Origin of the sequence: Erwinia persicina NBRC 102418 (assembly GCF_001571305.1) — a bacterium.
In the GTDB taxonomy this organism is placed as follows: Bacteria; Pseudomonadota; Gammaproteobacteria; order Enterobacterales; family Enterobacteriaceae; genus Erwinia; species Erwinia persicina.
The window spans coordinates 1-15,151 of record NZ_BCTN01000024.1 but is presented as its reverse complement, the minus strand read 5'-3'; the positions used below and the strand labels follow the sequence as shown (position 1 = coordinate 15,151).

Sequence of the window (15,151 nt, the reverse complement as noted above, 5' to 3'; positions counted from 1 at the left end):
AGTAACAAAATGGGACAGAGCGCTTGAACACGGGAAACAGATGTTTCAGTCAGCGATCACCACTGACTCAGAGCGACGGGAAGAACAGTCGCCAACAACCACGAAGGCTATCGGCAGAAGAGGATAGCCTTAGGAGTTGCACCTGGAATGCAGGTCAATGAGCCAGTATGTACTGGGTGTGTCCAAGGCGAATGTCCTCTTAGGGTAATGGTGGGCGCATGTTACGCTGAGACTAAAAAGCCGTCAAGCAGGGCCATGCGCCCTTCCGGCTGTCACATGGCTTCCAGTTTGGCATAGGCCGCCACCAGCCACTTAATGCCCTGCCCCTGGAAGGCCACCTGCAAACGACTGTGTTCGCCGCTGCCTTCCAGGTTGACGATGGTACCCTCACCAAATTTGGCGTGGTGTACCCGCTGGCCAAGGGCGAACCCACTGTCGTTTTTCGCGATCGGTGTACCCATTCGCTGATGATTGACCGGGCGGCTGACGCTGGCACGCAGGCGGACTTCTTCCACGCACGCCTCCGGCAGCTCTCCGATAAACCGCGACGGTCGGTGATACACTTCCTTACCATAAAGCCGGCGGGTTTCAGCATAGGTCAGCGTCAGCTTCTGCATGGCACGCGTCACGCCAACATAGGCCAGACGGCGTTCCTCTTCCAGACGACCGCCTTCGTCCAGCGACATCTGGCTGGGGAACATGCCTTCTTCCATACCGACGATAAAGACCTGCATAAACTCCAGCCCTTTAGCCGCATGCATGGTCATCAGCTGAACCGCGTCCTGCCATTTGTCAGCCTGGCCTTCACCGGCTTCCAGGGCGGCATGGGACAGAAACGCCTGAAGCGGCATCAGGTCCTGATCCTCATCCTGATAGGCGTATTGCCGCGTGGCGTTAACCAGTTCCTCAAGGTTTTCGATACGTGCCTGGCCTTTCTCGCCCTTTTCCTGCTCGTACATCAGCCACAGGCCGGAATCTTTAATGACCCGATCGGTCTGAACGTGCAGGGGCATCTCGGCCGTTTCCTGTGCCAGTGAGTCGACCAGTTCGGTAAAACGCTGCAGCGCAGAGGCAGCACGCCCGGCCAGCGCTTTCTCCTGCAGGAGCACGCGCGCGGTTTGCCACAGTGTCAGCTGGCGTTCGCGTGAGGTCTGCCGGACCACGTCGAGCGTACGATCCCCGATCCCCCGCGTGGGCGTATTCACTACACGTTCGAAGGCGGCATCATCGTTACGGTTGGAGATCAAACGCAGATAGGCCAGGGCATCTTTAATCTCCTGACGTTCGAAGAAGCGCATCCCGCCGTAAATCCTGTAAGGCATACTGGTTTGCAGCAGGGCCTCTTCCAGCACACGCGACTGGGCGTTACTGCGATAGAGAATCGCGCAGTCATTCAGCGCGCCGCCATTCTCCATCCACACCTTAATGCGGTTAACCACGAAACGGGCTTCATCCAGCTCGTTGAACGCACAATAGATGGCAATCTGTTCACCGTCGCTGTCTTCCGTCCACAGCTCTTTACCCAGTCGCCCGCTGTTATTGGCGATCAGGGCATTGGCGGCTTTCAGAATATTGTTGGTCGAGCGATAGTTCTGCTCCAGACGGATCGTCTCCGCCCCGGGGAAGTCTTTGAGGAAACGCTGGATATTTTCCACCTGCGCTCCGCGCCAGCCATAGATAGACTGGTCATCGTCTCCCACGATAATCACTTTACCCGTGTCACCCGCTAACATACGGATCCACGCATACTGGATGTTGTTGGTATCCTGAAATTCGTCGACGAGGATATTAGTAAAACGTTCACGATAGTGATTAAGGATGTGCGGCTTGTTCAGCCACAGCTCATGAGCGCGCAATAACAGTTCGGCAAAATCCACCAGCCCGGCCCGATCGCAGGCTTCCTGATAGGCCTGATAAATACGCAGCCAGGTCTGCTCTATCGGATTCCCGTAGCTTTCAATATGTTTCGGACGCAGGCCTTCGTCTTTTTTGCCGTTGATGTACCACATCCCCTGCCGTGCGGGCCACTGCTTCTCATCCAGATTCATCGCTTTGATCAGCCGCTTGAGCAGCCGCAGCTGATCTTCGCTGTCGAGGATCTGAAAGTCCTGCGGCAGATTCGCATCGAGGTGATGTGCACGCAGAAGACGGTGTGCCAGGCCATGGAAGGTGCCGATCCACATCCCGCCCTGGCTGGTACCGATCAGCTGTTCAATGCGGTGGCGCATCTCTGCCGCCGCTTTGTTAGTGAAGGTCACCGCCATGATCGAATAGGGGGAGCAGTTCTCCACGGCCATCAGCCAGGCAATGCGATGAACCAGTACGCGGGTTTTACCACTCCCTGCGCCGGCCAGCACCAGCAGGTTACTGCGCGGCGCAGCCACGGCTTCGCGTTGTTTGTCATTCAAGCTGTCGAGCAGGTCTGAAACGTCCATAAGGCACCGTCGGGGATCGGGGGCAGCATCAGGCCGCCCACTGGATATTTAACCAGCTTATTATATCAGCGCAGTCAGCGATGCCAACTGCGAAATTTCCAGCGTCGGCAGCAGACGGGAATCTTTGCTCTGCATCAGGTTAGCCCGATGCGGGTTAATCCAGCATGCCTGCATCCCACAGCGTATCGCCCCCGCGACGTCGGTGATAAGGTCATCTCCGACGTGCAGAATGTGTTCAGGTGCCAGGTTTAACCGGCCGGCGGCGGCCTGATACATATCCTGATAGGGCTTGGCACGTCCATCCGGCCCGGCCCGCAGGGTGAAACGGAAGTACTGTTGCAGGCCACACAGGTGCGGTTCCGCGTTACCGTTGGTGATTGCCACCAGGGGAATACGCTGTGCCAGCGCCGCCAGCGTGGCGTGCGTCTCTTCGGGTATGTCGATCTTGCTGCGCCAGCGGGCAAACACGGCCATCACGTCGCGGGAACCTTTCACCGCCTGCGCGGAGGTGAGACCCACATCCAGCATCGACTGTTCTACGGCACGACGCCGCCATTCGCTGACGTCGTGGTAAATGTCGGGTTCAGCCGCCAGCAGGCGATCGCGCACCTGCTGATACTGCAGCACACTGAAGTCGTTCAGAGCAGGATGATACGCCTGTAGTGCACTGTGGGACTCCTCAGTGGTGCGGCGGATCACCGGAAGATTGTCATACAGCGTGTCATCAAGATCGAAGGTCATGGCCGCGACAGGGCGTAAAGGTCGGTAGAAGTGCATCAGGATTTTCCTCGTTTTGCACGGGGATGGGCAGCATCGTAAACCGACGCCAGGTGTTGAAAGTCGAGATGGGTATAGATTTGCGTGGTGGTCAGGTTGGCATGCCCCAGCAGCTCCTGTACCGCACGCAAATCCCCGCTGGATTCGAGCATATGCGTAGCGAAAGAGTGGCGCAGTTTGTGGGGATGAACGTGGCTGGACAGCCCCTGTTTTACTCCCCACTCGGCAAACCTTTTTTGTACGTTCCGTGCCGAGATCCGCTTGCCCTGTTTTGACAGGAATAACGCCTCATCCTCGGGCACAAACAACTCACGCAATACCAGCCAGTGCCCGATCCAGCGTACGGCCGTTCCGCCTATCGGCAGGCGACGCTCTTTGCTTCCCTTGCCGATGACCCACACCTCCCCCGAGTCCAGATCGAGGTGATTAAGGTCAATACCCACCAGCTCCGACAAACGCAAACCCGCCCCGTACATCACCTCAAGCATGGTGCGATCGCGCACGGCCAGCGGATCGTTGAGGTTGATATCCAGCAGTTTATTCACTTCGTCGACATCAATATTTTTGGGTAAGTGCCGCGGCGCTCTGGGCGTGGCAACGCCTTTCGCCGGATTGGCCTGAATAACGCCCTGGCTAATCAACCAGTCAAGGAAGCTGCGTAATGCGGAAAGACGAAGCGCCAGGCTGGCGGGCTTCAGCCCACTGCGGCTGCTGCGGGCGGCCAGGGATCGGACCCGTGCTGCATCCAGCCGGGACCAGTCACTCACGTTTAAGTCGTCCAGCAGGCCAATGACCGCGCTAAGCTGACGGTGATAACTGGTCAGCGTCAGCGGACTGAGCTGGCGCTCAACCTTCAGATAACGCAGGAACCCCTCTACGTAAGGAAGCAGGGGCGATTCGCTGTTCACGCCCGTTCAACCCAGCGTGACAGCAGCTGGGGCAGCATCAGCGAGAGGTGCTGTAACAGCACAGTCCCCATGCCTGACTGATAATGCTGGTTGTCCCGGCTGCTGAAAATCAGCACACCCAGATCGCCCTCTTCACCCAGCAGCGACATGGCAACCGAGCCGATGGCCCTGGCCTGCGGAAGCAGTAACAATAACTCAGGACCATTGAGGCTGCCCAGGTAGTGGGTTTGCTTACCCAGCCGCTGAATGCGTACCGGTTCAAACGCCTGACGCGACAGGGCAAGCTGTGTAAAGTCGGACGGTGCGCCAATGCGCCATTTTTCACTGAACAGGCGGATATTGGCGCCGGCCAGACCAAACTCTCGCGCCCAGCGATGGAGGCGGTTGAGCATGTCGTGCAGGCTGGTGGCCGCCGCCAGTCGCCCCTGCAGGGCAAAGAGACGATCAAACAGCTGCTGATTCGCACTGGCCTGTTCCATCAGCAGGGTAATATCTTCTTCTAACTGCTGAATGTGATTGCGCTGGCGCGCTAACTGCCACTCCACCAGCGACACCGTTCCACGCACCGGATGCGGAACCACCATCTGCTCGACCTGACGGGCATTGCGAATAAAGAAGTCTGGATTTTGCAGCAGGAACTCGCTGACCGTACGATCGTCGAGCAATACCTCACCCGCTTCCTGCTGTTCTCCAACATTTTTCATAGATGAATAAATCCGTCATAGACGTGAGTGGCAGGACCGGTCATATACAGGGGATGTCCGAGCCCTTTCCAGGCAATATTTAACGTGCCACCGGGCAGGTCGACACGAACGTTATCACTTAACAACGTTTGCTGAATGCCCACAGCTACTGCGGCACAGGCACCGCTGCCACAGGCCTGCGTTTCCCCTGCCCCGCGTTCATAAACGCGCAGCCGGATGTGCTCACGGCTGACGACTTCCATAAAGCCAACGTTAACACGCTCGGGAAAGCGTTCGTGGCTCTCAAGCACCGGGCCCAGCGTCTCAACCGTGGCTGTTTTAACGCTTTCAACCTGCAAAACGCAGTGTGGGTTACCCATCGACACGACGCCGCACATAACGGTTTGCTCGGCCGCACGCATCAGATAAATAGTTTCTGCTTTATTCGCCCGGAACGGAACCTGCTGCGGTTCAAAATTAGGTTCGCCCATGTTCACCCGCACCAGTTCATCCTGATCGGCGCTGAGGATCATACGACCCGTTTGCGTACTGACGCGAATTTCGTTTTTATTTGTCAGCCCTTTCAGACGAACGAAACGGGCAAAACAGCGTGCCCCGTTGCCGCACTGTGACACTTCGCTACCGTCGGCGTTAAAGATACGGTAATGAAAATCAAGATCCGGATCGTAAGGCGGCTCTACGATCAGCAACTGATCAAAGCCGATCCCGAGATGACGATCGGCCAGACGACGGATTAGCTCTGGTGAAAAATAGACATTTTGCGTCACGGCATCAACCACCATAAAGTCGTTACCGAGGCCGTGCATTTTTGAGAACTGCATTTTCTGCTCCGCCGGGTGTGTCATTGTTTTACTGAGCCGGTTGCACACTCTGCCCGCTGGTCGTGGCAGGTGTCTGCTCCGACGTGGCGGATGGCGTCGTTGGGGTGGTCTGTTGTACCTGCGGTTTAGCCTGCTCATCTTTAGGGAAATAGAGCGGGCCTTTCAGGCCACATCCCGTGAGGCTGACCGCAGTCAACACCAGAGCCAGCTGGATAAGTTTTTTCTTCATGCTTGTTCTACTCGTTAAAGATACCTATTGCCATCTATCATCGCAGGTGAAGTCCGAAAAGCAACAGGAAAAGCGCAATCCCTGCTGGTACGTTCTCATTCAGCCGTCTGAAGGCAGGCAGGGGATCGGGAAGGTCGGCAGGCCAGTGATCGTGTCACGATTACCCCCGATAAGGCGGTCAGGTAAACGCCATGCTGTTATTCAGACAATAAAATTATTGCGATGAGGATTGAATCGTAAAAATCTTAATGCATCTGATAGCGTCGGGCATATTCGTCGCTGGCAGCGTCATCCGGAAGAGCAGCACAAAGCTGCGTCAAAGCCTGGCTGCGGAAGGGGATCACCTGGAAACGCTCATCGGCCTGCACAATCTGGTAGAACTGTGGCAGATTGAAATTGATGAAGCTCGAACCGTAGGTAAAGCGGTCGTGAGAAGAGGAGTAAAAACGGCTGACATCCCGTACCAGTTCTTCTTTACTGCCTTCGCAATGGTGATACACCTCAACGCGGTTGGTTTCGTCGAGGATATAAATATTAAAACCGTGATCGTCCAGCGTATCTTCAAAGAAGAACTGAATAATACCTTCACTGGCATAGCCATTCACTACGGCAGGCAGGCGAACCTGGTCCGTTTCGACCTTCAGCGACAAACCATGCAGTTTGTTATTAGAAATCGCCCCGTAAAACTCAACAGCGTTTTCCAGCTTCTGTACCGATACGCTCAGGCGTTCGAAGAACAGGCCCCACGTCTGACCGGCTACCCGCAGTGCTTTGAACCGCCCTGGTTCCTGACGGGTGCTGGAGAGGCGCAGCTCCACACATTCAGACACCAGTTGCTGAACGCGAGTGCGAATCAGCCCGCGCAGGTGCTGACTGTAGCAAAACACCTCTACGGAATCCGGCGGTGATGCGTCCTGATGCATTTTGCCAAGAATGGTTTTCAGCGCCTCAATCATCGACTGTTCGCCGTTAAAATGCAGCGTTCGCACTTCATTCCACGAATTACGATACAGCAGGTCAATACTGCCTACCAGGCACTGCTGCTGCTGGCCAAAGCTGAACACGTCGAGCTTGCGGAAGTCAAAATGCACGACCTGATTTCGGAATGCAGCGGTGGGATCGTATTCGAGGTTAACAATGATCGCCAGGTGACGTATCTCACACGGACTGTAGAGCGCCTTGGGCGTAGGCGAAGGCAAACGCAGCGGGAAATGATGCGAGACATCAGCGACCAGTTCCTGCAAGCGCGCCAGATCGCAAATTTCATTCCCTTTAATATGCAACCGCGTTTTGCTGGTCAGCAGGCCGTTAAACCATGCCCACGCGACCAGTTTATTCAGATATCGGTTATATTCCAGTGGCTGGTGACTAATGATCGAGCTCATATCCGGCGACTGGTTATAGAGATACCAACCCGCGCGATTAGCACGGCCATTAGGAACATGGATAAACGTGAGGTGCGACTCTGAAAGATCGGGCGATATCTGCGGGTTCAACAGCGTCACTTTCCCGGGCAACGCTTCAAAGGCAGCGTACAGTTTACGCGTCAGTACCCCGATATCCTGCGGGCTGGCACTCACGCTTAAATTGTTACGGCGGGCAAAGCGGATCAGGTTGCGATAGCTCTGCATCATCGCATCCAGCAGTTCGTTATGGGCTTCACGTACCTGGCTGATTTTCCAGTCTGCGCGACTGTCCAGCATCGTCAGACGGTCATCATCCCATCCCCATTCTTTCACCTGCTGGCTGAGGATCTCCCGACGCCAGCCCGACGCTTCCGTGCTGACCGACAATTTTTCACACACTTTCAGATAGAAGCAGCGACGTACCAGGTCAAGACGTGCATGGTCATCAATGCTGGTCAGATAATGCGTCACGCGCTCCAGCATCATGCAATAGGGATCGAGACCATAAGAAACGATCTCACCATCATGCAGGCGCTGCTTAATATCCATCGCCAGCAGCCGTGTCGCCGGGTACTCCCAGGAATAGGCTTCCAGCAGCAGCGTTTTTAATACGGCTTTATAGGGGGAGTCGATACTTTTATACAACTGCCACAAGCTGGCACCGAAATACTCTTCTGCTGACAACGTACCAAGGCCGCCAAGGTCAAGCCATTCATTAGGTGTCAGCACGCCCTGCTGATAAAGCGACATCACGTAATCATCGTAATGCTCTTCTTCTTCGCGTGGCACCATGTTCCAGAGAAGACGTTTACCGGCCATGCGAACGGCGGTGCGGTAAAACTCATCCAGTAGCAGGATGTGCTGGGTGGAACCACAGTCCTCCCCGCCTAAACTGCCGCTTTCATTGTGCCGGAAGCGGTTTTCGTCAATCAGGAAGAAGCTCACCTCAACGCCCATCGAGGCACACCACTTTTGCAACAGGGTGCATTTTTTTTGCAGGCTCAGGCGTTCATCATTATCCAGCCATGACTGATGGCAGACCCAGATATCAAGGTCAGAGGTAAAATTCTGGCCGATGGAGGAGGTGCTGCCCATGGAGTAAACACCGGTAACCGGCATTTCTCCCCGTGGAGGGATAGCAGCAAAAGATCCCGACTTATCTTCTAAATCAGTGAGATAGGATAATTGGCTATCATCAGGCGTGTAGAAGCTGATGCCATGGGGAACGTTACCTTCAAAGTAACCCGGCATCAAAGGGTGATGATAATGTAATAAGGTTGGCAGCAGACTGTAAACCTGTTGGAAAGCAGGTCCCATGGCAGCCAGTGCGCGGTCAACGCGCAGCTGGTTAATCGCATCCAGTCTCTGTTTCAGTGTCTCAATGTAGAGGTACAAGACGTCTCGCCTGATTATCCCAGTGCCTACACCCTTCTGTGACTGATAAGGGTATATAAAAGTTCGCTATCCAGCCTCTGCCGCTTGCTTTAAAAATAGTCGTGCAGATTATTGCCGGAAACGTGATCAATCTAACACCTGGCAGATTGACCGTAAAGAAAGTTGCGCCAGTTAACAGTTTAGCACATTTTACGACCAACTCACTGCATTACGTCCGTGTACCGCCGTTTAACTGACAGCCTTCCCGGTTCAATGATAGGATAATCAGTGAACGATCAAAACGGTATCAAGCATGTTAGACAAAATTTTAAGAATTGCCACCCGTCAAAGTCCACTGGCTTTATGGCAGGCGGAGTATGTACAACAGCGTTTAATCAGCTGTCATCCTGGCCTGCGTGTTGAACTGGTTCCCATGGTGACACGAGGTGATGTGATCCTCGATACGCCCCTGGCAAAGGTGGGCGGTAAAGGCCTGTTCGTTAAAGAACTGGAACAGGCGATGCTCTCAGACCGCGCCGATATTGCCGTGCACTCCATGAAAGACGTGCCGGTTGCCTTCCCACATGGGCTGGGCTTAGTCACCATTTGTGAGCGCGAAGATCCGCACGATGCGTTTGTCTCCCCTCATTACGCGTCAGTAGATGCCCTGCCACAGGGGGCCATTGTCGGCACTTCAAGCCTGCGTCGCCAGTGCCAGATCAGCGCCCGCCGACCGGACCTGATCATTCGATCGCTGCGCGGTAACGTTGGTACCCGCTTAGGGAAACTGGATGCGGGAGAATATGATGCCATTATTCTCGCCGTTGCAGGACTGAAGCGCCTGGGGCTTGGGGAACGTATCCGCCAGATTATGCCCGCAGAGGAGTCGCTGCCTGCCGTAGGACAGGGCGCAGTTGGCATTGAATGCCGCCTGGATGACAATTGGGTCATCGGATTACTGGCGGCGTTGAACGATGAGGACACCGCCTGCCGCGTAAGGGCAGAGCGGGCGATGAATACCCGCCTGGAAGGTGGATGTCAGGTGCCAATCGGCAGCTATGCCGTGCTGGAAGGCGATCAGCTTTGGTTACGTGGCCTGGTGGGTTCACCGGACGGCAGCCAGATGGTGAAAGGTGAACGACGCGGCCCGCGTGCTGATGCTGAAAAAATGGGCATTTCGCTGGCTGAAGAGTTACTGGATAACGGCGCACGTGAAATTCTGGCTGACGTTTATCAGGGGAATCCCCCCGCATGAGTATTCTGGTAACCCGTCCATCACCGGCTGCAGATGAGCTGGTTAGCCGTCTGTGCGCGCGTGGACAGGTTGCTTGGGCGCTCCCGTTGATTGAATTCACACCGGGAACCCAGCTAGACATCCTGCCCGAACGACTTGGCGCACTGCGAGCAGGAGACCTGGTCTTTATCCTGTCTCAGCATGCCATTCACTATGCTCACCCGGCGTTATCTCACGCCGGTATGACATGGCCCGATGGCCTGAACTATTATGCTATAGGTCGCAGCACGGCGCTGGCTTTGCACGCCGTCAGTGGTCATGACGTCGTGTGGCCCCACGAGCAGGAAACCAGTGAGATCCTGATCCAGATACCGGCTTTGCAGTCCGTCGCCGGTAAACGTGCCCTTATTCTACGTGGTAACGGTGGACGGGAGTTACTGGCAGAAACTATGCTTGCCCGGGGGGCTCAGGTAGAGTTTATCGAGTGCTATCAGCGCTGTGAAAAAAATTATCATGGTGCGGAAGAAGGCCGGCGCTGGCGTAACTACGGTATACAGACTCTGGTTGTCACCAGTGGCGAAATGCTGCAGCAGCTTTACAGCCTGTTCCCCGATGTCGATCGGGATGAATGGCTCTTACACTGTCGGCTGGTTGTCGTCAGTCAACGTTTGGCTACTCTGGCCCGAAACCTGGGCTGGGCGGACATTTGTGTCGCCGGGGGTGCCGATAATGATGCGTTACTACGCGCACTTAATATGGGATGAACCATTATGACGGAACACAAAGATTCCTCCGCCATGGTTGAAGAGACTACCCCAGTGGTTGATACCTCAACTCGTGAACCACAACCGCCGCGTAAAGCGAAGAATAGCGGTACGGTACTGGGTGTGGTGGCAATCGCCATTGCGCTGGCCGTGGGTGCTGGCCTCTATATGTATGGAAAACATCAGGCACAACAACAGGCTGCGGCCAGTGAGGCCCTCGCCTCTCAGCTTTCGGATCTGCAGCAATCGGCAGTCAGCGACAACCAGTCCCTGGTGAAGCAACTGGCGACGCAAACCTCTGCGCTGGAAACCGCTCGCCAGCAACAGGCAGCGATGAGTCAACAGCTGGATGAACTGAAGCAGAAAATCGCGACCATTTCCGGCAGCGACGCACAAACCTGGATGCTGGCGCAGGCTGATTACCTGGTGAAAATGGCCGGTCGTAAGCTGTGGAGCGATCAGGATGTGACCACCGCCGCCGCCTTGTTGAAAAGTGCGGATGCCAGCCTGGCCGATATGAACGATCCCAGCCTGATCGATGCCCGCAGGGCGCTGACTCAGGACATCAGTACGCTGTCAGCGCTCAGTCAGGTCGACTATGACGGTATTATTCTGAAACTGAACCAGCTGTCCAACGACGTTGATAATTTGCGTATTGCCGATAACGACAGTGACAACGCGCCGATGGATTCCGACAGCGGGGAGCTCTCTTCCTCTTTACGGGAATGGCGTCAGAACCTGGTGAAAAGCTGGCATAACTTTATGGACGATTTCATCACTATCCGTCGCCGTGATGCCACCGCAGAACCAATGATGGCGCCCGATCAGGATATTTACCTGCGTGAAAATATCCGTTCGCGTCTGCTGATTGCCGCACAGGCGGTACCCCGCCATCAGAATGAAATTTATAAACAGTCTATCGATACCGTTTCCGCATGGACACGCGCCTGGTTTGACAGCAATGATGCCAGTACCAAAGCGTTTCTCAGCCAGCTGGACGAATTGAGCCAGCAGAGCGTATCGATGGATGTTCCCGAAGCACTGCAGAGTCAGCCGCTGCTGGATAAGCTGATGGAAACTCGCGTACGTAATCTGCTGGCCCAGCCAGCGGCACCGTCAGCCACATCCCAGCAACAGGGAGAATAATAATGCTTAAAGTTCTTCTTCTGTTTCTGCTGTGTATGGCGGGTATTGTCCTTGGCCCTATGATGGCAGGCCATCAGGGTTACGTGCTGATCCGCACCGATAACTGGGATATTAAAACCAGCGTGACGGCGATGGTGATCATGCTGGTGCTCGCCCTGATCGTCATTCTGGCCATTGAGTGGCTGCTTCGCCGCCTTTTCCGGACCGGAGCACGGACTCGCGGCTGGTTTAGCGGTCGTAAGCGCCGCAGCGCACACAAACAGACCAATGCCGCCCTTATCAAGCTGGCCGAAGGTGACTATCAGCAGGTCGAGAAACTGCTGTCGCGCCATGCGGATCATGCTGAACAGCCTGTCGTTAACTATCTGCTGGCCGCAGAAGCCGCACAGCAGCGTGGTGATGAGATACGTGCCAATCAGCACCTCGAGCGCGCGTCTGAGCTAAACAAGGGCGATCCACTTCCGGTAGAGATCACCCGCGTGCGCATTCAGCTGGCCCGCAATGAGGATCATGCGGCACGCCACGGTATCGATCGTCTGCTGGAGATCGCACCGCGTCACCCCGAAGTCCTGCGCCTTGCAGAACAGGCCTATCTGCGTACACATGCGTGGAGCGCCTTGCTGGATATTCTTCCTGCGATGGAAAAAATCAGGCTTGGTGATGACGCCCATCGCCTCGATTTGCAACAGCAGGCCTGGCTGGGTCTGATGAGCCAGGCGATGGCCGATCAGGGTAGCGACGGCCTGAAGCGCTGGTGGCAAAATCAGAGCCGGAAAACCCGACAGGAACCGGCTTTACAGGTGGCCATGGCGGATCATCTAATCGTCTGCGACGATCACGACACCGCACAGCAAATTGTGCTGGAAGGTCTGAAGCGCCAGTACGATGAACGGCTGGTACTGTTGATGCCCCGTCTGAAAACCGGTAATCCGGAGCAGCTGGAAAAAGCATTGCGCCAGCAAATCAAACAGCATGGTGCAACGCCACTGTTGCACAGCACTCTGGGGCAACTGCTGATGCAGCATGGTGAATGGGAGCAGGCAGCGGAAGCCTTCCGTGCGGCGCTGCAGCAGCGTCCGGATGCCTTTGACTACGCCTGGCTGGCAGATACGCTGGATCGGCAGCACAAGCCGGAAGAAGCCGCATCAATGCGACGTGATGGTTTGCTGCTGACGCTGAAAAACAATCCCTGAATCCTGAACCTGTGTAAAAGCCGGGCCTGGTGCCCGGTTTTTTTATGCCTGCTTTTCACGAAGCCAACGCATCTGCGGCGCGAAAGATGACGCTTATGATGCCCTAAAGATTTCGTGTTGCAGGAAGGCGGCAAGCGCGAGGATCCCCGGGAGCTGACATGAGTCAGTGACCGGGGTGAGCCCGTGCAGCCAACGCATCTGCGGCGCGAAAGATGACGGGCATCGGGGCAAAAAAAAACACCTGCCATAAGACAGGTGTAAATTTTCAGGTCGGCTAAGACAACCGGGTGGTACCTGACTCAACGTATTGCCCGGTATCCAATAAGGCGTTGGCGATATTGGCTGGATGGACAACAGGTACCGTAAAATGGCTCTGCGTCATTCCCAGGTTTATGAAGCTTGCGCAAACATAAGAGGTGGAATGAGCATCTACAGTGTTATTCTTGCATAAGGCATGCCAGAACGCCAATAAACCAGAGCATTTAACGCTATCCCACTATTTTTTATACCATTAATCTTTTTTTAATATCAGCACACAAGGCAGATCACTGTTGCTTCAACCCGACATCAAGGGAAAAGATCCGTCTCCTGATGGAGACAGATTAATGATTATTAAAAAATATCATTACTGAACAAGGGATTGGGTGTCGCCAGATGACGACATCTGGCTATAATCTTCGCCTGCTGCGCTCAACTAATGCCATAATCACCGAAAACAGTTCGTCCTGCGCCTGCCGGATGGTAATTTCGTCACGCGTGGCGGCATAGGATAACGACTCCGCTGCACCCAGCATCGCCCAGAGTCCGGCATTCGTCAGCTCCCCGCCCTCACTGAAAGGCGACAATATTCCACGGCACTTCTCGATAAACGCCACTTCATAAGCCCGTTTGATCTGCTCCAGTTCTGGCGAACCTATCAGTGCAGCGATAATCCCGGGGATCTCCCGTCCCTGAAGCTGCACGCATTCCACGAAAGACTGAGCAATCACCGCCGCTCTGGCTGAGAGCGTCGCTTCACTTTTTGCTAAGGCCGCATCAAACAGGGCGTTCTGCCGCGCATCGAATTCCTGATATAACACCGCAAACAGTCCCGATCTCGTGCCGAAATGATCGTAGACCACCGGTTTGGTGACACCGGACTGTGCCGCCAGCCTGCCCAGGGTTAATGCTTCCGTTCCCTCATCGTGAATGAGCTGCCACGCGGTATCAATAAGCTGCTGATAGCGTGCTTCACGTGACAAACGCCGACGGGGAAGCGGGGAAGAGTCGTTGTCGATTGACATGCTTATATACCAAAGGTAACTTACTAATAGTATATTAGCGTAACGTTTCTCTCTCTAACCCGCAAGCCGGAGTCTTGACCATGCACACACTTATTGTTGTTTCTCATCCTGACCGCCAGTCATTGACCCACCAGATTGCCGGGCAGCTGGCAGAGGGTATTACGGCCGCAGGCAATGATGTTGACATTGCCGATCTGGCTGCGGAAGGTTTCGACCCGCGTTTTACGCAGAATGATATTGCGGCCTTCCGTCAGCAGGGGCCGGTTTCACAGGAGATCGTCGCAGAGCAGGCGAGGATAGATCGTGCCGATACGCTGATCCTGGTTTATCCGGTGTACTGGTGGTCAATGCCTGCCCAGCTCAAAGGCTGGATTGACCGGGTATTTACCCATGGCTGGGCATATGAAGATAGTGAAGGAGGACTGGTAAAAAAATTACAACGTCTGAAGGTTCATCTGGTAGCGCTGGGTGCTGGGGACATGCGTACTTATGCCCGCCACGGCTACTTTGCCGCGATGAGAACGCAGATTGATCACGGTATCTTCGATTTCTGCGGCGCGGAGGTCATTACGTCTGAACTGCTGCTGCAAACGCCGGGGGAAGCGCTCAGCGCTGAGGTGCAAAATGTGAAGCAACGGATAATGAGAAGGATGTAAAGCTCAGATACGCAAAAGGCCCCGTACAGCCGAAAAAAACTTGCTTTTCAGGCAGGTTTCTTAGCCTGGTCGGCGAGAGAGGATTACGGCTCTGCGAGCCGCCCTGCGGGCCGTTGCTGAAGCAACGTTGTCTCGCTGCGCTCGGCTCAAACCTCCTTCGGAGGTTCTCATCCTCTTTATGTACAGACGAAAAAAAACCTGCTTTTTCAAGCAGGTTTCTT

13 protein-coding genes and 1 other RNA gene are annotated in these 15,151 nt (G+C 55.0%); 5 read left to right on the top strand and 9 right to left on the bottom strand.

What is annotated here, in order from left to right:
• Positions 1-272: 272 nt before the first annotated feature.
• The 7 genes from uvrD to EPE01S_RS19805 form a co-directional block, all read right to left on the bottom strand.
• Positions 273-2,435 (bottom strand): DNA helicase II, encoded by a 2,163-nt coding sequence (gene uvrD, locus EPE01S_RS19835; RefSeq protein ID WP_062748612.1) that lies wholly within the window; start codon positions 2,433-2,435, stop codon positions 273-275.
• 60 nt (positions 2,436-2,495) lie between these two features.
• On the bottom strand, positions 2,496-3,212 hold the full coding sequence (yigB, locus tag EPE01S_RS19830; RefSeq protein WP_062748610.1) for a 5-amino-6-(5-phospho-D-ribitylamino)uracil phosphatase YigB: 717 nt from the start codon (positions 3,210-3,212) through the stop codon (positions 2,496-2,498).
• Positions 3,212-4,120 carry a tyrosine recombinase XerC gene (gene xerC, locus EPE01S_RS19825; protein ID WP_062748608.1) on the bottom strand — a complete coding sequence of 303 codons (909 nt, stop codon included), beginning with the start codon at positions 4,118-4,120 and terminating at the stop codon, positions 3,212-3,214. The genes yigB and xerC overlap by 1 nt, the downstream gene beginning before the upstream one ends.
• Positions 4,117-4,824 carry a DUF484 domain-containing protein gene (locus EPE01S_RS19820; protein WP_062748606.1) on the bottom strand — a complete coding sequence of 236 codons (708 nt, stop codon included), beginning with the start codon at positions 4,822-4,824 and terminating at the stop codon, positions 4,117-4,119. Before EPE01S_RS19820 ends, xerC begins: the two co-directional genes overlap by 4 nt.
• Positions 4,821-5,645, bottom strand: coding sequence for a diaminopimelate epimerase (gene dapF, locus EPE01S_RS19815; RefSeq protein WP_062748603.1), 825 nt, complete (start codon positions 5,643-5,645; stop codon positions 4,821-4,823). The genes EPE01S_RS19820 and dapF overlap by 4 nt, the downstream gene beginning before the upstream one ends.
• A gap of 28 nt (positions 5,646-5,673) precedes the next feature.
• Positions 5,674-5,874: an LPS translocon maturation chaperone LptM gene (gene lptM / locus EPE01S_RS19810; RefSeq protein ID WP_062748601.1), complete on the bottom strand. Its 201-nt coding sequence runs from the start codon at positions 5,872-5,874 to the stop codon at positions 5,674-5,676.
• Between the two features lie 245 nt (positions 5,875-6,119).
• The gene (locus EPE01S_RS19805; RefSeq protein WP_062748599.1) at positions 6,120-8,675 is read right to left on the bottom strand and encodes a class I adenylate cyclase; all 2,556 of its coding nucleotides are present in this window, start codon (positions 8,673-8,675) and stop codon (positions 6,120-6,122) included.
• 292 nt (positions 8,676-8,967) lie between these two features.
• Between EPE01S_RS19805 and hemC the strand changes: the two genes are divergently transcribed.
• Genes hemC through hemY form a run of 4 tightly spaced genes read left to right on the top strand, consistent with a single transcriptional unit; the run spans position 8,968 to position 12,991 of the window.
• Positions 8,968-9,909 carry a hydroxymethylbilane synthase gene (hemC, locus tag EPE01S_RS19800; protein ID WP_062748597.1) on the top strand — a complete coding sequence of 314 codons (942 nt, stop codon included), beginning with the start codon at positions 8,968-8,970 and terminating at the stop codon, positions 9,907-9,909.
• The gene (gene hemD, locus EPE01S_RS19795) at positions 9,906-10,652 is read left to right on the top strand and encodes a uroporphyrinogen-III synthase (protein WP_062748595.1); all 747 of its coding nucleotides are present in this window, start codon (positions 9,906-9,908) and stop codon (positions 10,650-10,652) included. Before hemC ends, hemD begins: the two co-directional genes overlap by 4 nt.
• Positions 10,653-10,658: 6 nt before the next feature.
• Positions 10,659-11,798, top strand: a complete 1,140-nt coding sequence (gene hemX / locus EPE01S_RS19790) for a uroporphyrinogen-III C-methyltransferase (protein ID WP_062748593.1) — start codon at positions 10,659-10,661, stop codon at positions 11,796-11,798.
• Positions 11,799-11,800: 2 nt separating this feature from the next.
• A complete protein-coding gene (gene hemY / locus EPE01S_RS19785) occupies positions 11,801-12,991 on the top strand; it encodes a protoheme IX biogenesis protein HemY (protein WP_062748591.1) in 1,191 nt (396 codons plus the stop codon).
• A 668-nt stretch (positions 12,992-13,659) separates the two neighbouring features.
• On the opposite strand, the gene EPE01S_RS19780 is transcribed toward hemY, so the two are convergent.
• Positions 13,660-14,274, bottom strand: a complete 615-nt coding sequence (locus EPE01S_RS19780) for a TetR/AcrR family transcriptional regulator (RefSeq protein ID WP_062748589.1) — start codon at positions 14,272-14,274, stop codon at positions 13,660-13,662.
• Between the two features lie 80 nt (positions 14,275-14,354).
• Between EPE01S_RS19780 and EPE01S_RS19775 the strand changes: the two genes are divergently transcribed.
• Complete coding sequence (locus EPE01S_RS19775) at positions 14,355-14,930, top strand: NAD(P)H-dependent oxidoreductase (protein ID WP_062748587.1); 576 nt, start codon at positions 14,355-14,357, stop codon at positions 14,928-14,930.
• Between the two features lie 66 nt (positions 14,931-14,996).
• Here the strand turns inward: EPE01S_RS19775 and EPE01S_RS19770 are convergent.
• A non-coding RNA gene (locus tag EPE01S_RS19770) (RtT sRNA) lies at positions 14,997-15,122 on the bottom strand.
• Positions 15,123-15,151 lie beyond the last annotated feature (29 nt).